This is a genomic window from Janthinobacterium sp. LS2A (genome assembly GCF_036543145.1).
GTDB classification, from domain to species: domain Bacteria; phylum Pseudomonadota; class Gammaproteobacteria; order Burkholderiales; family Burkholderiaceae_D; genus Janthinobacterium; species Janthinobacterium aestuarii.
The window spans coordinates 1-21,012 of record NZ_JAZHPB010000015.1; the positions used below are offsets into that span (position 1 = coordinate 1).

22 protein-coding genes are annotated in these 21,012 nt (G+C 56.9%); 19 read left to right on the plus strand and 3 right to left on the minus strand.

The genetic code is table 11. The annotated features are described in order from the left end of the window. Positions 1-206: 206 nt before the first annotated feature. From V3C40_RS27370 to V3C40_RS27380, 3 genes are read right to left on the minus strand one after another with little or no spacing between them, the layout of a single operon-like run. Positions 207-503, minus strand: coding sequence for a hypothetical protein (locus V3C40_RS27370; protein WP_331779036.1), 297 nt, complete (start codon positions 501-503; stop codon positions 207-209). Beyond that, the gene (mobH, locus tag V3C40_RS27375) at positions 500-2,797 is read right to left on the minus strand and encodes a MobH family relaxase (RefSeq protein ID WP_331779037.1); all 2,298 of its coding nucleotides are present in this window, start codon (positions 2,795-2,797) and stop codon (positions 500-502) included. Before mobH ends, V3C40_RS27370 begins: the two co-directional genes overlap by 4 nt. Then, positions 2,794-3,306 (minus strand): hypothetical protein, encoded by a 513-nt coding sequence (locus V3C40_RS27380; protein WP_331779038.1) that lies wholly within the window; start codon positions 3,304-3,306, stop codon positions 2,794-2,796. The genes mobH and V3C40_RS27380 overlap by 4 nt, the downstream gene beginning before the upstream one ends. A gap of 679 nt (positions 3,307-3,985) precedes the next feature. On the opposite strand from V3C40_RS27380, the gene pilL2 reads away from it, so the two are divergent. The 19 genes from pilL2 to V3C40_RS27475 all read left to right on the plus strand — a co-directional run bounded on the left by pilL2 (position 3,986) and on the right by V3C40_RS27475 (position 21,006). Then, positions 3,986-4,549 carry a PFGI-1 class ICE element type IV pilus protein PilL2 gene (pilL2, locus tag V3C40_RS27385; protein WP_331779039.1) on the plus strand — a complete coding sequence of 188 codons (564 nt, stop codon included), beginning with the start codon at positions 3,986-3,988 and terminating at the stop codon, positions 4,547-4,549. Positions 4,550-4,596: 47 nt separating this feature from the next. After that, a complete protein-coding gene (locus V3C40_RS27390) occupies positions 4,597-5,382 on the plus strand; it encodes a hypothetical protein (protein ID WP_331779040.1) in 786 nt (261 codons plus the stop codon). 17 nt (positions 5,383-5,399) lie between these two features. Then, positions 5,400-5,921, plus strand: a complete 522-nt coding sequence (locus V3C40_RS27395) for an integrating conjugative element protein (RefSeq protein ID WP_331779041.1) — start codon at positions 5,400-5,402, stop codon at positions 5,919-5,921. Next, the gene (locus V3C40_RS27400; RefSeq protein ID WP_331779042.1) at positions 5,918-6,493 is read left to right on the plus strand and encodes a transglycosylase SLT domain-containing protein; all 576 of its coding nucleotides are present in this window, start codon (positions 5,918-5,920) and stop codon (positions 6,491-6,493) included. The genes V3C40_RS27395 and V3C40_RS27400 overlap by 4 nt, the downstream gene beginning before the upstream one ends. 112 nt (positions 6,494-6,605) lie before the next feature. Next, on the plus strand, positions 6,606-7,040 hold the full coding sequence (locus tag V3C40_RS27405) for a PFL_4695 family integrating conjugative element protein (protein ID WP_331779043.1): 435 nt from the start codon (positions 6,606-6,608) through the stop codon (positions 7,038-7,040). Then, positions 7,037-9,361 carry a type IV conjugative transfer system coupling protein TraD gene (traD, locus tag V3C40_RS27410; protein WP_331779044.1) on the plus strand — a complete coding sequence of 775 codons (2,325 nt, stop codon included), beginning with the start codon at positions 7,037-7,039 and terminating at the stop codon, positions 9,359-9,361. The genes V3C40_RS27405 and traD overlap by 4 nt, the downstream gene beginning before the upstream one ends. Further along, positions 9,358-10,110, plus strand: coding sequence for a TIGR03747 family integrating conjugative element membrane protein (locus tag V3C40_RS27415; protein WP_331779045.1), 753 nt, complete (start codon positions 9,358-9,360; stop codon positions 10,108-10,110). The genes traD and V3C40_RS27415 overlap by 4 nt, the downstream gene beginning before the upstream one ends. A 12-nt stretch (positions 10,111-10,122) precedes the next feature. Further along, positions 10,123-10,449 carry an integrative conjugative element protein, RAQPRD family gene (locus V3C40_RS27420; protein ID WP_331779046.1) on the plus strand — a complete coding sequence of 109 codons (327 nt, stop codon included), beginning with the start codon at positions 10,123-10,125 and terminating at the stop codon, positions 10,447-10,449. 24 nt (positions 10,450-10,473) lie between these two features. Then, entirely contained in the window at positions 10,474-10,704 is a 231-nt protein-coding gene (locus V3C40_RS27425) for a hypothetical protein (RefSeq protein ID WP_065306253.1), read from the plus strand. Positions 10,705-10,866: 162 nt separating this feature from the next. Further along, entirely contained in the window at positions 10,867-11,268 is a 402-nt protein-coding gene (locus V3C40_RS27430) for a TIGR03745 family integrating conjugative element membrane protein (protein WP_331779047.1), read from the plus strand. A gap of 32 nt (positions 11,269-11,300) precedes the next feature. Further along, positions 11,301-11,750, plus strand: a complete 450-nt coding sequence (locus V3C40_RS27435) for a TIGR03750 family conjugal transfer protein (RefSeq protein WP_331779048.1) — start codon at positions 11,301-11,303, stop codon at positions 11,748-11,750. A 2-nt stretch (positions 11,751-11,752) separates the two neighbouring features. Beyond that, a complete protein-coding gene (locus tag V3C40_RS27440) occupies positions 11,753-12,589 on the plus strand; it encodes a PFL_4703 family integrating conjugative element protein (RefSeq protein ID WP_331779049.1) in 837 nt (278 codons plus the stop codon). A gap of 17 nt (positions 12,590-12,606) precedes the next feature. Beyond that, on the plus strand, positions 12,607-13,635 hold the full coding sequence (locus V3C40_RS27445) for a TIGR03749 family integrating conjugative element protein (protein ID WP_331779050.1): 1,029 nt from the start codon (positions 12,607-12,609) through the stop codon (positions 13,633-13,635). A gap of 9 nt (positions 13,636-13,644) precedes the next feature. Continuing rightward, the gene (locus V3C40_RS27450) at positions 13,645-15,237 is read left to right on the plus strand and encodes a TIGR03752 family integrating conjugative element protein (protein WP_331779051.1); all 1,593 of its coding nucleotides are present in this window, start codon (positions 13,645-13,647) and stop codon (positions 15,235-15,237) included. A 15-nt stretch (positions 15,238-15,252) separates the two neighbouring features. Next, complete coding sequence (locus V3C40_RS27455) at positions 15,253-15,717, plus strand: TIGR03751 family conjugal transfer lipoprotein (protein ID WP_099411022.1); 465 nt, start codon at positions 15,253-15,255, stop codon at positions 15,715-15,717. Between the two features lie 97 nt (positions 15,718-15,814). Beyond that, positions 15,815-18,637 (plus strand): conjugative transfer ATPase, encoded by a 2,823-nt coding sequence (locus tag V3C40_RS27460; protein ID WP_331779052.1) that lies wholly within the window; start codon positions 15,815-15,817, stop codon positions 18,635-18,637. A 34-nt stretch (positions 18,638-18,671) separates the two neighbouring features. Beyond that, complete coding sequence (locus V3C40_RS27465; RefSeq protein WP_331779053.1) at positions 18,672-19,253, plus strand: hypothetical protein; 582 nt, start codon at positions 18,672-18,674, stop codon at positions 19,251-19,253. Then, on the plus strand, positions 19,240-19,725 hold the full coding sequence (locus tag V3C40_RS27470) for a TIGR03757 family integrating conjugative element protein (RefSeq protein ID WP_331779054.1): 486 nt from the start codon (positions 19,240-19,242) through the stop codon (positions 19,723-19,725). The genes V3C40_RS27465 and V3C40_RS27470 overlap by 14 nt, the downstream gene beginning before the upstream one ends. Before the next feature lie 102 nt (positions 19,726-19,827). Beyond that, positions 19,828-21,006 (plus strand): TraU family protein, encoded by a 1,179-nt coding sequence (locus tag V3C40_RS27475; RefSeq protein WP_331779055.1) that lies wholly within the window; start codon positions 19,828-19,830, stop codon positions 21,004-21,006. Positions 21,007-21,012 lie beyond the last annotated feature (6 nt).

Consider the following 21,012-nt stretch of genomic DNA (forward strand, 5'->3'; position numbering starts at 1 on the left):
GGTTGCCGTCGTTGACCGATTGAATCCGCAGCCGATTGCTGTCTGAATCAGCCGGAGGCGGCATAGCACTAAGCGTCCGTTGTCTTCACAGCATTCGCTAAGTGGCTTCGTTTATGTTTTTTTGAGAGCGACACACCCACAATCCTTACATATCCCAGTATTTGCCGATGCCGAACAATGCGGCGGTGTGGTGGTACCGAAACCGATTACTGCTCTTCGTCGTCAGGCAATTTGTAGCCACATGCCGGGCAGGACATACCGCTATGTTGATTGATGGCCCCAGATTCTGCACTTTCCCATATGCGGTACCGTGCATGCTCATAGGCACAAACCGGACAAATATCTTCGAAATGCATATCCTCCAGCTCCATGCCACCAGGTTCAATGCCTTTGCCGAATACAATCGTTGCCATGATAACCCCCCGGACACGCCGCTTGTCTGTACGTGACGGCAGAAAGGTGCCAATATAACCTGCGGAATTGGAGCTGGAACTCACGATCATGGCAGCGGTCCCGAAGAATCGCTTTTTGCGCTGATAAATGGGTTCGGAGGGGGCACTGGCATTACCCAGAGTCGCGGATCTTTCAGCACGACTGCGGCCAACTTATTTGCCGCCTGTCCCCCTTTTTTCGAAACGTAGAGAGTCCAGACATTTTTCCCTCCAGGCGCAGTGGCATGCCACTGCGCCCGCAGGAGCTCCCGCTGAACACGCATCGCGAAATCGCCGTCATCTTCGGATGCAGTACTTGCTTTTTGGCCGCCGTTTGCTGCCGCATACAGTCGGAAAATTAGCGGAGACACCAGTGCCATACCATATTCGATGAAATGAACCGGCGCGCCAGCTTCGTTGTGCTTCATCGAACCGTCCGCCAGATTTTGCTGCACCCACTTCATGAAGTCGACCGCGAGCGCCGATGGCTCCTTGGTTCCTTTTTGTTTCAAAGCAGGTAGCTTTTCGATAGGCAGCGGAACCGGAAAAGGACGAGCAGGCGTTGCGTCAACCATGTCCTCTTGTCTCGGGGCCTGCCCCGGGTTGGTATCCTCGGCATCATTCTGATGGGCAGGACCTGGTTCAGTCTCACTTCCGGCTTCCTGCTGTCGTCGGCCTTTGTCGCGGCGTGCATTCTGTGCTTCCGCTTCGGCCGTGTCTCGTTCGTCCAAAAGATCGTCGGTGTCTGCTGTAGTCATTTTTTTGCTGGTCCTGTTATCCCTGGTGACAAACTTAGGCGCTGGCACCTTCTTCGAGTCAACAGGTTCCGGGGAATCACCCGGCATGGGTACTGCATCACAATCTTCCAACGGGCGCTGGGATTGATGATCTCGGCTGGTTTTTCCTTGCGATGCGGTGGGCAACATCTCGATCGTGCCCGACATCGCTTCTGGAATTTGGGAAAGATCAGTCCATACTTTTGCGACGGGAAAGCACAAGACACTGAGTTCATGACTATAGGCGATCTCGCCGGCCTGGTTTGTCCCAGTCACGACTACACGCCATATCGCTTGACCAGTCGCTGGATTGATACGGATGTAGCCATATTCTTGCCATGCATCGAAAAGTCGATCATTTTTTGTGTCGCCCGGAAAACCGGCTTCCTCATTCTCTTCTTGGCGCAAGACAAATTCACGCACGCTGTCGGCCAACCGCTTTGCCACCAACCACACGCAGTCGTCGTACACCCAGCCCGCCGCCCCGTCACGATTGAGCGGCAGATGGCTACCTTCCATGAACATTGAGGTCATGGCCCCCATGAGTCGTTCGATCAGGGGCACAGCCCTGGCAGAGCTGAACCTTGCGCGCGAGCCGGTGGCCAGGTTGCGGCGTGTTGATTCCTGGTCGGCTTTTTGAACAATCTCATGCAGTGCGCCCCTGCGTTCGCCGCCCAGGTATTGGTTCAACTCTTGAAGCCCTGCTGGCACGTGCGCCATCGATGCGAGCGTGGGGCCAGGAACTAACCGCTGGAGCAGCATGGCACCAAGTTTTGCATGGGAGTCGTAGTTGCGCTCACTCTTCTTTTTGAAACCAACGAAATATTCGGTGGCTGCACAGTCGTTCAACGAGCCGGCGGCTGCTGACCAGAGCACAGGTTCGCTGGTTTTTCCACGCTTCCATTGAATTTTGAGATCCGTCATTGGCTTACCGACGTCGTGCAGCAGGGCCGCGAGAAACACGGCATAGGTCCAGAAATCCCTTTGAGCGGCAATAACTTCGGCGCTGGCGCCAAGCGGTAGCAAGTAGCCGGTGCGGATAGTCAGCGCGTGCAAAACAGTTTCAAGCGTGTGAGCCAGTAGGCCGCCTGGATTGGCGTGATGGTGGGACTCGGATGCCGGCAGCAATTGGACGAACTCCGCAAAGTGCAATAAAGCCGGATGAAGATCGTGCGCAAAGATGTCTGGTGCAACGCGGGAGGCGCGGATGATTTTCTTTATAACCTCATCGCCTTCGATGCAGGAGATGAGAGCGTTCGCGGGAAGCACGTTGTACCATCCAGCTTCGGATCCGCGATAGGCTATGCGCACGTGGTTCAAAGGCGGGGCGCTGTGATGAATAGTACCGGGCATTGGGATGTTGTCCAGGGGACGCTTGTCGCTGGCATCGTCTCTGTGATGCACTGGCGCTCCGCCGTCCATGTATTGGGAAATGTCCCGGAGCATTTGCGCTAATCTTCGCAGTAAAGTCTGTTTGCTGGTCCAGCGAATCTCGATGACTCCGAGCGCTGCTGCAGCACAGATTACCGTGGCGATCGCAAAGGAAATTATCCATCCTGACACAACACCCCCGAGTTGGGATACCGTCACACGAAGCCATTTACCTTGACATAATTTGCTAAAAGATGCCTTCTCACCTCGTCCAGGCTGGGATTGACCACTGAGTCTTTCCAGGCTTTCCAATTGCCATGAGGCCCCTGCAGCGCCTTAAATCGCCTGAACGTCATCTGGAGCGGGTTCCAGGTCAGTACAGGAATTGTTGAGCCAGGTGTAAACCAGGCTGCGCCATAAAGCAAGATTTGGAGGCTGCACAAATCATCTGCGAATTTCCCTCCCCGGGGGGGGCTGCCGTTCAGGCTATATCGTTGCAACAAAGACTGGACTGCTGGTAGTGGATCATCATTCGGAGCGAACACTTCGATTTCTGCATAGGAATCAAGCAAGATCAGCAGTGGGTGCATCCACGTGGCAAGGCCAGTCTCCCCCAATAATTCAGCGATCTCAAAAATTTGAATTGTTCGACTGTCCGAGACGACTGGAGCGGTACTGCGCGACCCTTGTGCGATGGGTAATCGAGGGGTAGATGGCTCGAATTGCATGTTTCACCAGTATGACGATATAGGGACACAGCGTTGACTTCATCGTGAAAGGAGACTTCGAAAGGTTCCCTTTTTAGTTGTGACGCAAACCAAAGCATGGTAACGCGTGCATGGCCGGGGAGCGCCTTCGATTTTTCCTTCTGCGCCTTGCTTTGCTCCCGACGGGAGCAAAGCGTACCCGTATATCGGGTACCGGTAAATCCCTTTGCCGCACGCTGCGGGGTTAAAGCAGCATGCGGCACCCTTTTAGATCAGGCCCTTAACCAGTCACGCCCTTTCCCGTAATCCGTACGATGTTCCATTTGACACCTTCCCCCCCGCTTTGCCATTACAGGATAGCACCACCTTGACAACTAATAAATAGAGGTATGGCATCCGTGGCTGTCACAACAGCACCAGATATTCGGATTTGCCTCGTCTGGAGGTTCAATCCTGGCGCTTTCCAACGAAAGGCATTGCCAGCGGAAGCGCGTATCACATTCAGCCCACCATGCCAACTATTTAATGGCACAACGTGGAACCGATTTGCCGGGGACGGTACTGGCGATATTTCCTATGCTGCGACGATCAGATACCCGCTCGGCGGCGGGGAACTTTGTAGGACTCAGCGTTTGGAGTATGGGCAGCGCTCGAAGTTTGATGCGCATGAACACACTGCAGTTACTTTCGGGAGACGTATATGCATCAGCGTCCGGGCTTGCTCAGTCCCGTTCTCATCGCACTGTTACTGACGGCCGGGGACGCGCTGGCTGATACGCCGATGGTATCGGCGGTTGCAAATGCAGAAATCTCGCTGCCAGGCAGGATGGCCGTGCGCTCCAGTGACGACGAAACGTTGGTGAATCGATATACAGCGATATCGCTGCAGCCTAGTGCCGCCGACATTGATCCCATGCGTATCGTCGCTCAAGTGAATTTTCCCAGGATGAATACCAAGACAGTTGGCGAGGCAATCCGCTATCTCCTCATTCGTACTGGATATGACTTGGTCGAGGAAAGGCTGCTGGATCCACAGGTGGTTGCATTGTTCGCCAAGCGGTTGCCGGACTCACAACGAACGCTGGGACCCTACCACGTGGACACAATGCTAAGAATCTTGATAGGCCCCGCTTTCACATTGAGTACCGATCACGCCAGCAGGCGCATTTCCTTTCATCCTGCGGTCCCAACCGAGGCCGCAGTCACGGCACTAGGAACTGTCGGGGGAGCGAAGCAAGCCGGATGCGTCAGTCACATCCGTTAAAGCTGCGGACTGATTCCCATGCAGGCAACTATGGAAGAGGATATGCCATGACCCAACCGAACACTACAGCCAACACTGCAGGACCAGCGGCTCCTGTGGGCAGTTCTGTCGTTCCAGAAGCACCTGTCACAGGGCGTTGGAAAAAGCCACTGCTGTGGGCCGCCACGGCATGCTGTGGCTTAGTGGCTGTGCACCTAGCGATGAATGGGCGCGCGCCGCAAGTGCCTGCAAAGCTTCCCGATCCGGTCGCCAGTTCCCAAGTGGTGCCGGTACCCAGAAAGGCTGAGGTTAATCGTGCAAACGCGGCTACCCCAAGTGGAACAAATGTGATGCCAGCTGCGTCAGCCGTAGAAAATTCCGCCTCTGTGGATACCGTTGTGTCCCCCCCAGTTGCCGAAAACGATGGTGCGCGATACCAACAGGGTAATCCGGTTGATCATGACGGCTCGAAGGAGATTCTGGACGCCTTGCAACGCAATGCCGACACGCTTGCCAACCTCGAGCAAGGAGTCGTCGAGCTGAAGGAACAGATAGCAAAACTGACTCATGTACCTAAGCGGCCGGCCAAGGCTATTTCGACTGCTGCGCCAACGCGCACAGTGCCTGCGCCTTTACGCGCGGATCCTGACTCGGCCCAATTACTATCCATCGATCTATGGGGCGGAAAACCTTCCGTGGTGGTGGGCCGCAAACGTGGCGACGGCGCGGAGGTGACATTTTTGAACGAAGGCGAAAAGCAAGGGCGGGTAACTGTCAAGCGCGCCGATGTAGACAGTCAACGCGCAATCTTGGCGACCGACCGTGGCGATGTCGTGTTGAGCAGAGAAGAATAACCTCCGGCGAGTTGGCTATGAAAACTGCAATTTTCCCGTTGCTGTTGATGGTTGCAAATGTGGGCGCCCAACCATCGTCGAATACGACTATCGCTACGCGCTCGCAGCAGCCGACAGCGGTGGCTCAGATGGAAGCACAAGCGACCTCAATACAGGCTTCTGACCAGATCGCGCGGCAAGTTTGGGGACTCACTGCTGATGAGCTTGAGCGCGCAAAAATACTGCTTAAAGGCCCGCGTGCGAGTTTCTCCGTACCGAATCTCTCGCCGGTCGAAGCGCTGGGGATTCACGCCCGTAGCGACGCCGAACGGCGAAAGTATGCGGAAATGTTTGCCAAGGCGATGCATGAGGACACCGAACGTGTACTGGCCTGGGCAGCGGCTTACCAAGTTGCGATTCAACGCCTGTATCCAAATGAGAAGGTCATCGACTTCTCGGGCCTGCAAGCCGGCGACGTGTCCAACGGTAAAGCTGATGCTGCCAACCTACCACGTCAAACCACGCGACCGACCCGACCAACAGGTGGGGGGAGGCCATGATTACCAGGCGCAACTTCCTGGCGTTGGGCGTCGCCCCTGTCTTGGGCAGCGTATCGGCCAACGACGTAATCGCGAAGAGCAAATCTCTCCGTCCCGCTCCGATACCACCTGGATATCTGCATGTGGCCAGGATGAAGCGTGTTCCTGCACCAGTACTGTATGCCGTTGCATTGCAAGAGTCGCAAATGCGCTTCGGAAATAACGTTCTACCTTACCCGTGGACACTCAACATTCAAGGCATGCCGAAGCGGTTCGACAGCTATCGCGCGGCTCTCGCTGCGCTGGTGGACTATTTGCGGATGGGGACCTTGCTCGTCGATATCGGCCTGCTCCAAATATGCTGGTTGTATCACCGCTCGAAGCTGCGCAGTCCGGCCCGGGCGCTGAACCCATATCTCAATATGGAAGTAGCCGCAGAGTTGCTGCATGATCATTTCAAGAAGTCCGGAAGCTGGTTTCGTGCGGTAGCCAATTACCATAACGCCGATCCAGCCATCGGGGTTCCTTATGCCACTTCGGTATTCCGGCATCTTGGTCAGATCCCGTCGATTGCGGGGGGCTATGATGGCTAGGATTTCTTGCGGCGTACTACTCGCCTCATTCTTTACCTGTTTCGGAACCACGATTGCTGGCCCACAGGTACTGTTTGATACGGGGCGTACAGTAAGCTCCGTCCAGTACCTGGTGCACGCGCTGGACAGTTCAGAAAGCGACACTGAAACACCTCTCGTCTCTTTTCCAGTGCGCGCCGAAGGAATGTCACCGGGCAGTTTTGAAGACATCAAACACGTCGTAGACATACCCGAATGGCTCACGCGGCCTATCTTTATCGTAGGGAGCGATCCGCTCTCTTCACAATGGCTCACCGAAAACCATGCTGCACTGGTGCGCTATGGTGCTGCCGGCATTGTGGTCTCCGTGGAAGATGTTTCAACGTTCAAAGCAATGCGTCGCACCAATTCGCTGCCGATGGTGCCGCATCCAGCACCGCACCTGATGCGGCTATTGCAGGCCAATGGTATTCACCGCTATCCGTTGCTGCTCCTCGAGCACGGAGACGTGCTGCAGGACTTGCGTGGCCAGGTTCCAGCTGGCCAGTACGTTGGGAGTGGACGATGACCAACCCATCGTACGTGTTGGAGCCTTTGCTCCGTCCCAAGGTCGAGTACCAAAGCGCCGCTGTGGCGGCAGCGTGTGGCATCTTGGCATTGTGCGCGCCTTGGGCGTTGATGTTGCCGCCACGGCTGGGCTACGCGGCCGGCACCATCGCGCTCGGCTTTGCTGCGGTGAGATTCCAACAGGCGCGAAATATCGGGAAGTACCAATATGGCTTGAAACACTACAAGATTACGTACACGAAGTTGCACCGCATTGCGCGCAGCAAAGACATGCTGTATCTGGGCGAAGGGTTTCTGTGGACCCAGAAGCACACCCAGCGCAAACTCGACGCGAATCGCCCGGAAGCTGATCCATTCGTCAACCTGTCGCGCAAACGCCTACTGCTGGATCAAGCCATGCGACGGTACGAGCGCTGGGTGCTCTCGACCGGCGGCGGTCGAAGCTCGCCATCAATGTTCCAGAAGGTTGCGACGCTCACCAAGAGCGATGTGCCGTGGAATCCAGTACGGCCACTGATCGATCTCGGCGGTTCTCGCGTGTTACACGGTGTCGAACCGAACGAAAAGCCAGTGCTACTGCGGCAGGGGGCGCGAACGGGCCACGTCCTGGTCAAAGGGACGACTAGGGTCGGGAAGACGCGGCTGCTCGAATTGCTGGCCACTCAGGACATCCATGACTGCTATGTCGTCATTATCATCGATCCCAAAGGAGACGCCGAGCTGATGATGCGTGTGTACGCCGAAGCATCAAGGGCCCGGCGGCTCGATCACTTATACCTGTTCCATCTCGGTTATCCGGACTTTTCGGCGCGCTACAATGGAATCGGCAACTTCGCCAGGATCACCGAAATCGCCACCCGGACGACAAACGGGTTGCCTTCCAGTGGAAATTCGGCCGCGTTCAAGGAATTCTCCTGGCGGTTCACCAATCTGGTAGCGCAAGCCCAAGTTGCGCTGGGCCAGGTTCCCACCTACAACGGCATACTGCGCAATATCACCGACATCGAACCGCTCTTCATAGCATATGCCAAACTGTCGCTGGATCGCGCGGAAAAAGACGGGAGGATCCATGGCTGGGAAAATGTAGTCGACAACTGCGCGACCGAGATATCGAAAAGGAAAATTCCTGTACCACGTTCGCTCCAGGACCGCCAGCCGATCCTGGCGGCAACAATTATCGTGGCCCGAAGGTTCCAACAACAAATCGAGGACCCAATTCTTGATGGTCTGTCGACTGCGGTCAGCTACGAGAAATCGTTCTTCGAAAAGATCATTGCCTCTTTAGGGCCGTTCCTAGAGAAGCTCACGACGGGCGCCATTGGCAAGTTGATCAGTCCAGACTATTTCAATATGGAGGACCCTCGACCGATCTTCGACTGGATGCAGGTGATCCGCCAGGGAGGTATTGTCTATGCTGGCCTCGATGCGCTATCCGATCCTGTCATTGCGGGCGCCGTAGGCAATTCAATGCTCGCAGATCTCGTCTCGATTGGCGGCAAAATCTACAAACATGGCATTGATCCGGACAGAGCCGACGGCAGGATACTACTTCCGCAAATTTGCGGCCACTTCGATGAGGTCGAATCAATACTTGGAGACGAGTTCATCCCCATGGTGAACCGGATGGGCGGCGCTGGAATGCGCGTGACCGCCTACACTCAGACCGTCTCGGATCTGCAAGCGAAGTTAAAAGACTCTGCGAAGGCCAAACAGCTGCTGGGAAACTTCAATCACGTTATCACTTTGCGCTCCAAAGACCTCGACAGTGCCAAATTCATCGCCGACCAGGTACCGAAGGTAGAAGTCGCCACCCTCACGCTGGTGTCAGGAGTTACCGACAAGGCTGCAGAAGGGGACGGCATCGACTTCATCTCCAACAACCAAGACCGCGTGGCGACCAAGGAAGTCCCACTGATCGACGCCGCCGACATCATGCAGTTGCCTACCGGGCAGGCGTTTGCGCTTCTTGAGGGCAACCGCCTCTACAAGCTGCGAATCCCGTTGGCCGATCCGGCCGACGACATGCATATCCCTACCTCGTTGAAAGCAGTCTGTGAAGATATGCGTAGCCGCTATCGCACCTCAGAACAATGGTGGAAAGAAAACGACTGGTTCGCCGATGTGGATGTCACGCTTCCGATTGCAACACCTATTTTCGTGCCGACTGAGTTAGATGCCCAGATGGCGCAGGGGCAGGAGACTGTTGAACCTGAAGTGGATATGCCTGTGCTGGCATCGCTGCGCGATGTCGGTACCACCGGGGCCGCTGGCACGACTGCGTCTGGTGAAGCGCTGGATGGTGCTGATGGAGATCAGACATGACAGCCCACGCAGCGAGCGCCAGGTCCACTGCCGCCACGGTGGGACCGGTCAGCAGAGGGCCAATAGGCATTGTCATCGAGATCGCCTTTGGCGGCGCGCTGGCGACGATTTTTGCTTGGGGGATAGGGGTCATGATTGCCTACGGGGGCATGCAGACCTCGTGGCTATGGGCCGACAAGGGGATCGATCACGCCCGTGGACTTGTCGAGGAGAATCTTCGTTTTATCGCCGAGTATCCACGGTCGGTCTTGATCCAAGATACCTTGGCATTCGAACATAAAGTCATCAAGGCTGTGTCCCGCCCATTCATCGCTATGGGAGCGTTGAAATATTACGAAGCCAGTTTAAAGCCGATACCAGACTCAGCCGACAGTCTCGGCAAAACCCTGGCGTTGCTCAAACGGGAACTTGCCAAGGTCTTCATGGTGGCGATGTACATCGCTATGGATACAGCGATGCGATTGTTCGTCGTCCTGTTCGCGCTGCCTTCATTCCTGCTTGCCTGCTTGCTGGGGATCGTCGATGGCCTGGTGCGCCGTGATCTACGCCGTTGGGGTGGTGGCCGCGAGTCGAGCTTTGTCTATCACCGGGCAAAAAAGGCAACGGCCTGGTCGATATCGGGTGGCTTCGGGATATACCTGGCGTGGCCTTTTGGCGGGTTCAACCCGGCGTACATGGTGCTGGTCTTTACTGTGCTGGTAGCAGCTTCGCTGTCCATGTATGTCAGCACTTTCAAAAAATACTTGTGAGGGGGAGGCGTGATGAAATTTCCATCCATTGTGCTGATAAAGAGGTTCCGATCGGCCGCATTGCTGGTCATATCGATTGCAATGACCGCCGCCCCTGTCTCGCATGCGGATGAAGACGCAGAGCGGGAGAATCTGACGAGAATCAGCTATGAACTGAGCCAGCTGCAAAGAATGATCAACGATGCTGCTAAAGAGGCGGAGTCCGGTGGCGGGGCGCGTTTCCGGTATGACTTGCTCGCGCGTGATTTGCGGCTGGTTCGCGCAGGTGTGGATGACCATTTACAACGGCCGCGCCAGCCGCAACATGTGCAGCCGCTAGCCGGCGATTACAGAAACTAGAACGTAGATTGAGAGGGCTTCACCATGACCGCGACTATGCGCATTGCCTTTGACGCTGCATCAGGTGGTACCGCAGCAGGCGTGGCCTTGGTCATTGGCCTCGCATTGGCCGCTTTTCTCGTTGTGTGGGGAGCGAACGCCGTTCGTATGCTGCTCATCGAAGTCATGCATAGCCCCAAGCTATTTGTCCGCAATGGCTGGCTGGTGATGCGGGTCGTAACCATATTGACGGTGTTTTTCTATCTTTTGAAGTGAACGTGCTGAGCCAATAGGAGCTCAGCCGCGAGTATCCGATTGGTGCTAAACGCGGTGGCGCCGATGTTGTTGATGACCGCGAAATCTTTGATGTAGATACGGGCCACAAGCAACAGACGGTTCGACGCCTGGCGCTTAGTTGGTCCTTAACAGGGGGGTTATATGTCGTACTTGAAAAAAAAGGGGGCGGTATCAACCGATGTCCGCCCGGTCATCAGCGTGAATCGCCGTGGCATCGCAGCAATGTTGTTATTGCTTGCTGCGGCGTTCGTGGCAGCGCCGGCAATGGCAGATCTCCCTGCGGCCGTACAGCCCACAGGCGGTGCTGCGGCCGGGGACTACATGCAGCTGTTGCGGCAATACTGGAAGCAGGGCATTGCCGTCTTTGTGCTGATGGTGGGCTCCTGGGCGTTTATCGAAGTCGGCGGGGGGGCCGTCGCCAAATTTGGGGAGTGGCGAAGAGGTAAGGTCGAGTTGAGCGAGCTGAAATGGTTCTTCTTCATCGGTGTACTGATGTTGGTCGCGGTGATTTACCTGCTGACGACTGCTAACGGCATCCTCTGACTTCGTTAATCGACGCGACCCTGGGCTTGATCATGGACGATATTTCCGACAGCGCACAAGTGGACACTGCCCGTGTCCATGCACCATTGACCGACAGAGCAAATCGGGAACCTGCCATCTTGCGCGGACTGACGTCCTCCGAGGCACAAATGGCCATTTTTATCGTGATGCCGATTTATGCGGTGATAGGCCTGGCGGTCGCGTTTGCGACGAAGATATGGGCGCTGGGGGTGCTGATCGCATCGCTGGCGCCCATGCTCACTGTGTGGATAGCAGCAGGCTGGATGGCAAAGGTGAAGCGCAACAAGCCCGACTATTATTATCAGCACCGCTTCAAACTGTGGCTCGCGGAGAACGGCCTGATCAAAAGTCGTTTCATCGACCATGATGGCTACTGGGAGATTGGACGTGGCGTGCCTTTTCCACGTCGTTCGGCGAAGGGAGATCGTTCTAATCAACCCGTCAAAAAGGTCGGAGTCTAGTCATGGCACGCTATACGGACGCCCTGGCGCAGGCCAACTGGTACATCAAGTGCCTCCTCGGGGTGGTCGCCGCATCCATTACGGTGGCGGTGATGGCCTTGTTTGGTTGGCGCAGCGCCGAGCGGGATGTAACGGTGCATATCCCGCCGGATCTGACGACGGGGGCACAGATCAACGTAGGCCGGAAGGAGGTACCTGCCTCGAATGTGTACCTGTTCGCCTTCTATATATGGCAGCAGCTCAATCGCTGGAGCTCGAACGGGCAACAGGATTACGGCAACCAAATCTACAAACTGCAGGCGTTCTTCACGCCAGCATGCCAGCAACAGCTGATTAGCGATATGACCACTCGTGCGGGGCAAGGTGAACTCGATCAACGCACGCGCTCCGTCATGGAAATTCCTGGGCTGGGATATCGCGATGGCCGCGTTCTGGCTCATGCCGACGGTTCGTGGAACGTGCTAATCGACACCCAGATCATCGAGTCCTCGCGCGGCGTCCCTGTAAAGGACGCGTATGTGCGTTACCCGCTCCATGTGGTGCGCTATGACGTCGACCGAGAACTCAATCCATGGCAACTGGCGATCGATTGCTATTCTGCGCAAAAGAAACCGGAGCGGCTGGATCCTGACGCGGTGGCTGTGGCAATCAAGGGCAATCGTGCTGTGGTGCAGAACAGCGACGAGTATGCGAATCGCAGCTTCGCGGAAGGTGGCGTGTCGCAAACGCAGGGGGCGACGACAGGCCCGACTTCGCCACCCTCCGGCACTTCCGGTGGGCAGCGTAAGCCGACGCCTCAGGATCTGGCCCCGGCGACATTGCCGCGCGTGCCCCGCTAATTGAAGGAGAGAATGGCATGAACGGTCGACTTTTTTCAACGATTGGGGTGCTGCTGGTGTCCCAACTATCCGCGGCCGATTTGGTACATGCGCAGTCCGCCACTGTCGTTCCCCCTACGTTGGAGTTGGGAGAAGTGCACACGCAACCGGTCGAACCTAACGCTGCAATAAATGCCTCTTCTAGCCCGGTCGTAAGGCCCAGCGGCGGCGACCTAGCGTCAGAATCGCGCCCAAGTATCCCGGCGCCAGAAAAGCGCGCCGGTGCAAACTCCAATCCTGCCCCCCGCAAAGCAAAGGAGGCTCGACAACGTCAAGTGACAGAGCGTAGCGTCAACGCAAAGCCAGAACGCATCGAATTCAAGCGTCACCCATTGAAGATATCGTTGGGAAATACCGAAAGGCTGGTCACGTTCCCGAATCCCGTGGCGGTGTCGCTGCCATCCGGTGCGGAAGCTGACGTTGATATGCAGATTATCGGGCGGACTGCGTACTTTACGATGTTGGCACCACGCAGCGCGCCCATCCGGGTGCTGGTGGATGATCTTGTCACCGGACAAACAATTCCTATGGATTTGCTGGGTGTGGGTGCTGTCGACGGGCTCAGCTCGGAAGTCGAGGTCCATTATGAGGACCAGCTGCCGGCAGACCAGCAGCAGGTGGATCGCGCGGAAGAGCAATCACCTGTACTCGATATGGTTCAACTGACGCGGTATGCGGCGCAGACTGTGTATGCGCCGCGGCGTCTCAAACCCTTGTCCGACGGCGTACGCAGCATACCGATGGACAGCAAAAGCATCGAGGGACTGTTTCGGGGGGTGCGCACTAGAAGTCGCCCGATCGGGCAATGGCGCTCGGGTGATCTATATGTCACCGCCGTTCAGGTAGTCAACTTGGAGGGCCGTTCCGTCTCGTTGGACCTTGAGCAGATCAGGGGCCGCTGGATCGCTGCGGCCTTGCAGCATCATCACGTCCTGGCATCAGGATCCGATTATGACAGCACCACGCTGTACCTGGTCTGTGGCCAGCCGTTCCATTCATGCAGATGAGGTGATACCGTGCCAGCGATAACCCAGAACAAGCTCACACCGATCTTCAGCGTATGCGCGGTGCTGATCGTGGCATACGTCCTGTTTGCCCGATATGGCGGCGGACAAACAGCACCTGTCAAAGCAGCGGATCCGCTACCGGCGGTACCCGTGGCACCTGGTGATGAGGCGCCCGCGCGTTCGGGTGGGCTATTTGGCGTGGGGGCGCTGTCAGCGGCACCACGCCGTGCGGATGCGGATAGCCCCAGCGAAACCTTGAAGACTGTTACAGCAAGCAACAACGATCTGCGCGACAAGGTGCAAAAGGTCATTGAAGCCAACGATCTGTTGAAGCAGGAAAACGCAAGGCTACAGAACAGCCAGGCTACTATTGTTGCGCAGGTGACCGAGCGGGTCTTGGCCGAACAGCGATTGCACGCTAATGCGGTGCCGGAATCGGGAGATACCGAGCAACCAGGACAATCGAAGGCAGGGAAGCAATCGCCAACGGCGCTAGGCGGCATTGTGGACGCGGCCACTGGCGGCTATTCGACGATGGTCAACTCGCTTGGTACAGCCAATCCCAAGGGCATCCCAAACGGTTTGGGCTACGATGATTCCCGCATGGCGGACGTAAGTACTGTCTCCAACGGTAGGGCCATTACTACTTACACCAGGCACCTACCAGTAGGCTATAAGGAAGCGAAGGCGGGCGACGGTACGGTCGCTATCATGGATTCGGTGGGGCGCCCGGTGCGCCAGGCGGTATCAACTCAGGCGGCCGTCGACCCCGGTGCAGGCACAAATCGGGCTGCCTCCAGCAATCAAGAGAAGCATACACCGCGTCCCTTTTACACCATCCCCGAAAATGCCACCATGACCAAGGCGACGCTCATGACCGCGCTGGTGGGACGTGTGCCGATCGACGGCAAGGTACATGACCCCATGCAATTCAAACTCCTGATCGGAAGGGATAATTTGGCCGCCAATGGTCATCATGTGCCGGATGCGGTGGCTGGCATCGTGATGTCGGGTATCGCGATTGGCGATATGGCGTTGAGCTGCTCGGAAGGGCTGATCCAGTCTCTCACCTTTGTGTTCGATGACGGCACCGTTAAAACTGTGTCGATGAAAAGAGATGGGGCGACTCCAACTCTTGGAGGGTCGGGTGGCGGTCAGGCAACTCAGTCGGTCACGCAATCGAACAAGTTGGCGTGGATATCCGATGAATATGGCAACCCCTGTGTCAACGGAAAATTTGTTACCAATGCCCCGTCCTATCTTGCCGACATGGTAACTATGAAGACGCTGAGCATCGCCGCCCAGGCGACTGCATTGGCACAGACCACGACGGCGGAAAACCCGTTTGGATCAAGCACAGCTGTGACGGGAAACAAAGGCACTTATGTACTTGGCCAGGCAGCCGGTTCCGGTATCAATGAAGTGAGCAACTGGATCATGCGGAGGCTGAACAATTCGTTCGACGCGGTTGTGACGCCGGCTGGTGGCCGCCTGGTGGTGCACTTCGAGCAGGAGATAGCGATCGATAAGGCGCCGGATGGGCGCAAGCTTGATTACGGTAACAGCGAGGCGCCCGCCGGCGCCCTTCAATTGTTAGATTGACCGGGAGGGTCCACCATGAAGCTCACTTCTATTCTGGCCCTGCCGGCTATCGCGGGACTTGTATCGCTGCAGGGCTGTTCGGTATCTGGACCGCGAGAGAGCCCATTGCCGAAAAACGGACCCAGAATGATCGACATCTATGAGCGGCACATCGAGGAGAATGGGGGCAATGCCCCATCTGGCCAGTCCGAGTTGCCACGCCGTCCGTATGACGAACCTGCGCGCTCAACTGGTTCCAGCGACGGCCTGATCAGTGCAATGAATAGCCGCTTTGTCCGGCTACCGAACCCGGATCTCGAGATGTACGTGTTTCCGCATCTAGCAAAGGGGAAATACCCTATTCCCGGGTATGTAACGGTCTTTCCGATGTTCGAGTCTGTCCAGTACGCCTTGCCTGGGGAAGTTGCGCCCAGTGCACTTGGAGCATCGCGCTCGCTGGGTGGCACCGTTCCTGCTGGGCAGATTCCAAACTCACACTGAGGTTGATCGGTCTTTTGGCGGAGGCTATATGTTTGGACGGCGAGAAGCGAAGGCTACCTGTTTGGTGGAGAACCACACGGATGTGCGGAACGGGAGTGTGCACGACGGCGCTGGGGAACAGCTCCTGACGACCGCGAAGCGCAGGCATATGGCAAGCCGATCCCCCTCGTTTACAGAGTTGCTGCCATGGCGCGACTACGAACCATCGACACAAGTGTTCGAATTGAACGACGGCGTGAGCGTAGGCGCGCTTTTCGAACTGACCCCGATACCGACCGAGGCGCAGGCCGAGACGATGCTCAAGGAGTATTGCCGCAAGGTCCAGGCTGCATTGCAAACCCTGCCGGAATCCGGGACGCCAGACTGGATCGTTCAATTCTTCGTCAACGACGACCGCAATATTGAGCAACTCAAGGACGACCTGGAAGCATATATTGATGAGGTTCATGCGGCCAACCCCGATCGTGGGAAGGCTATTAAAAACTCCAAGCTGACCCAGGCCGTGCTACATGAGTATGCCCTGCACGTTGCCAACGTCTCCCAGGATGGCGGCTTATTCGAGGATACCCAAGTATCCGGCCATAGCTGGCGTGGCCAGATCAGGCGGGTGAGGTGCTGCCTATACCGAGTTTACCCGACGGGCTATATGGCTGTTCCGGGCGTCGAGTCGCCGTCCGATGTGCTCAACCGAGCAGCCGACAGTCTTGTAGCCAACCTCGAGGAGGCTGGCGCGCGGATCCGTCGATGCGGGGGAATCGATCTGTATGAGTGGCTGCTTCCGTTCTTTAACCGCAGCGGCAGATATGGCACGACTGCCGAACTATTGAGGGCATTTCCCTATCCCGGCGACGCGCCATCCCAAGCTGACGGTGAAGCGCCAGTCTTCGGACGCGACTTCGCAACCTTTCTCAATCTCAGCTTGCCTGAATCGGACCCGGTTTGGGGGGGCTTCAAGTTCGACGGCGTGTTGATGAAGGCACTCACGCTGCAGCAGATCACCTCCAATCCCGAGGTGGGCCACCTGACGGCCGAAAGGAAGCACGCAAAGCATCTGTTCGCCCGCTTTGATCGGATGCCCGAGAATGCCATGTTGTCGATGACGATCGTGGTGACTCCACAGGACGTGGTTCGAGACCAGGTGGAACGGATCCGAGATCGCTCTAAAGCCAAGAGTCCCGATGCCGAAAAGACGTCGGATGAATGCAAACAAATTCTACGGCACATGCAAACGGGTGACTGGCTTTTGCCCACCTTTACGGTGCTGTACCTATCAGGTACCAGCGAGAAAGCGCTGCGCAAGGATATTGCAGCAGTCAACGCCCGGATGGGGACCTCGGGTTTTCGCTTCATCGAACCGGCACACGACTTGACTTCACTCGATGCCTTTGTGCGGGGCTTGCCTATGTGCTTTGACCCGCAATTCGACGCGAAGAACATGAAGCGTACACGGTACCTCTTTGCATCGCAGATCGCGGCCATGTTGCCGGTGTATGGACGGCAAAGGGGGACCGGCCATCCCGGCTTTCCTTTCTGGAATCGGGGGGGCGAACCTCTATGGATAGACCCGCTGAATCCACGAGACCGGAAAAAAAATGCCCACATGCTCACCCTGGGGCCGACGGGCGCCGGAAAATCAGCCACGTTGAATTTTCTGGCACTGTTCCAAATGGCTATCCACCGACCACGGCTCACTATCGCGGATGCGGGAAAATCATTCCAGTTGCTCAAGGACTACTTTGCATCGATGGGCTTGACCACGCACTCCGTCGAGCTCACGCCCAATAACGATGTCTCGCTTCCACCGTTTGCCATGGGCGCCAAACTGGTCAGAGATCCCGAAACCATCGCGGCTTACGCCGCCGCGAGGACATCGGCGCATGTCGCCAAGCAGCTCGAAGAAAAGATCGAACAAAGCTTGATGGAAGGCGCGCTGGACCCGGGTGAGGATGCTGCCGGGCGCGACTCCATGGACCAGGATGACGAGAAGCGCGATTTTCTCGGAGAGATGACCATCGCCGCGATCATGATGATCACCGGCGGCGAGCAGAGGGAGGTCGAGCGCATGACGCGTGCAGACCGATACGTGGTGAGCCGCGCGATCATCACCGCCTCGATTGAGGCACAGAAGGGCGGTAAACCGCATCCTCTCACGCAAGATGTGGCCAAGGCGCTCATGGACATGAACCAGGATGGGACGCTGCCGCACGAGCGCCGCGAGCGTGCTTACCACATGGGCGAGTCGATGATGGTCTACACGATGGACCTGAGAGGCAAGCTCTTCAATAGATACGGCCAACAATGGCCGGATGCTGACGTTACCCTGGTGGAACTAGGCACGCTGGTCAAGGACGGATACGAAGACGCACTGGCTGTCGCTTACACGGGCCTGCTCGACCACGTGCACGCCAACGGCGAGGCCCATCAGCATGAGGGGCGGCCCCATATTTTCCTGACAGACGAAGGCCATCTGATCACTACAAATCCGCTGCTGGGGCCGAAAATTGTGAAGGGTACCAAGATGTGGCGAAAGCTGGACCTTTGGTTTTGGCTCGCCACGCAAGATATGAAGGACTTCCCGGAATCGATGAGCCGGGTGTTGAACATGTGCGAATTCTGGTTGCTCTTGACCATGGAAGCGGAGGAAGTAAAGCAGGTATCGCGGTTTAAGTCGCTCACTGAAGAGGAGCGGCTGTTGATGCTGTCGACGCGCAAGGAGCCACCCAAGTACACCGAAGGAGTGTTGCTCAGTAGTACACATAAGGCGCTGTTCCGGAACGTTCCGCCGCCCTTGGCTATAGCACTGGCGATGACGGAAGGGCACGAGAAAGCATGGCGTCAGCGGATTATGAATGAATTTGGGATCACGGAAATGGAGGCGGCAATACGTATCGCGCGTGAGCTTGCCGTACGTGCAACGTGAGCATGTCGCGCGGCGATACGTAAAGGACGACGAGATGGACAGGAACAGGTCTGATCTGTGGACCGGCATTGGCAGCGCAATTGTGCGAACCGAAGGACACTCACCGATTGTTATCGTGGAACGGGAAGAGTCGAGGTTCAGGGCGGCATTGGCGGCACATTTCATCGGCAAGGCGCTGGCCGGGCACGACACCCGGCGCGCATGTCAGTCCTACGTGAGCATGTTTGGGCACCCACATCTCCCAGCCGCCATTGTCAGCGGAGGTAGGCGAAGTTCGTTAGCCGATCTGGCCAGCGTTCCGTTTGGAGCGCTGTATGGGGTAGAGCTGATCGCCATCGACGGGCCGGAAAGTATGTTGGTCACCATGCCGACGAGGCTTAAACGCTTCATCAACTGCTGTGCGCAGCGGGCGGACGCGGTGGTGGTACTAACGGAAAGCGCAAAGCGTCTTGTCGAAGCCGGGATCGATGGCACGCTGATGATTGTTGGGGCAAGTACCGATCAGAGACTCCTTTCCCGGTCACAAAATAGCTGTGGAGAGGGGGCGGAGATCCAGATGGCAACGCTTATACGGCTATGCCATAAGCGGAAAGGGGACAGAGATGATGACCAATAGTCTGATAGCGGTTCTATTTGCGGCTGCGACCAGTACGCTAGTGGTGCCAGGAACGGAACTCACGAACACGCAGCCCGCGAAGGTGGCGATTGAGGGCCCGTCGATTGGCACGGGTAGCACGCGCCCAGTAGAAAACGTGGAAGTTTTTTCGAACTCTGCAATCTATCTCACAAATATCCGCGACGCGCGCGTGTTTGTTCTGGACGCGATGGAAGTGCTCGACAGCGAGCTTTCCGCTGGATTGCCGGCGAACGAGCTCGAGGCGCAGACTATTTTGCGCCAGCGCCTGCATGCCATAGGTGCCGCAGAGCTTGCCCGTCGAACCAAGCCGGCGGCCGAGGGGATCGTTCAAGCCGCACGGTACGGCGTTGACCGTGTTCCCGCCGTCGTTATCAATGGTGAGGCGGTGATCTATGGGGTGACCGATATCGATGTGGCGCGGTCAATATTTCAGCGTAGTCATCGGCAATAGCTCAATGGGGGGGAGCAAGTGAATACTCTACTACCGGTATTGCTGACGGCTTTAGCGCTGCCTGGGACGTGGGCTGGGGCGCAAACCAATACCGCGGAAATCGTGGCTAATACCCTGAAGGCGGTGCCCGCGTGCAGTAACTACAGGGTGGCGGGAGCTTGCTTTTGGCTAAAGTGTGAAGCATTTCCACCGCATTGCCGCGTTATCAGCAATGTGAGAATCTCCCATTTTTCCCCTGAGGTCGTTGTCAGCACCTGGCATGATGGGGCTAGCCATCCCTGGGCCGACTATGGGCGCGTGGTCACCAAAACGGTAAGCGGTGCCGCGTCCGGCCTCGTTGGTATGGCAATCGATTCAGCAGGTACCCGGTTTGCGGGTGAGCGAACAGATCGCAATATGCTCTATCGAGATGCTGATGCGATCGGCAATCCGGTCTCGTTGGTCAGCCTGGGCGCATCGGCAAGCCCGAACAGCGCCGGCCGTACAGTGCCGGCAATACCCGGCGTGGACGAGTTGAGAAAATTCTTGCGGAGTCCGCCTCCCTTAAGAAATCGCGGTGATGTCGGTACCGCAACAGCATTGGCGGATATCGCGGCCCTTCGACACGGCGCGGACATTTATTTACGCGGTGCGGCGGCAGTGGCGCAGGTACGTCAAACATTGGCATCTGGCGCTTCGACGGGCTCCGCTCCTGCCGGCGGCTTTGTGCGTGCTGCGGGGTTTGCGGCACCTGCCGCCGCAAGCGGTTTGATGTGCCCGTCAACGTCAAAAGGTCTGATGGTGCACTTCCATTCCTATCTTGATGCGTTGGTTTGGCGCGGCATCGTGCCGGCCGAGCTGTTGTATCCGCAGACATATCTGCCCGGGGTGCAAGAAGTTGGCATCTCGGGCCTCAACACATGGGGGAGTCTGTACCCCAGGGTGGGTTCGGTGACGCAGCAAGTACCAATGAAGGGTGCCGCGGTACTCGCCCAACGGGTGGCAAACATCATTTCGCAATCGGCACAACCGCACATTTACGCCGCGCTCTCTCCGGACTCGGGCTACCGGTACTTCGGACTTGGGCCATTGCTTCCCAATGATTCCAAAAACTCGAAGTGGCAGCGCCTGTATCCGCATGCTTCCGCGACATGCGAAGTGTTCGGCAGCAACGACACCATGTCGCTGGCCACTTGGGGCGATGGTCAAAGTTCGCCCGAAGAGGCCTATAGCTGGAATCTGTGGCGGCGCCTGGAGTGCTGCAAGGTAGAAGGCATCTTTATCGGATCAATCGCATTTTGAAGAGGG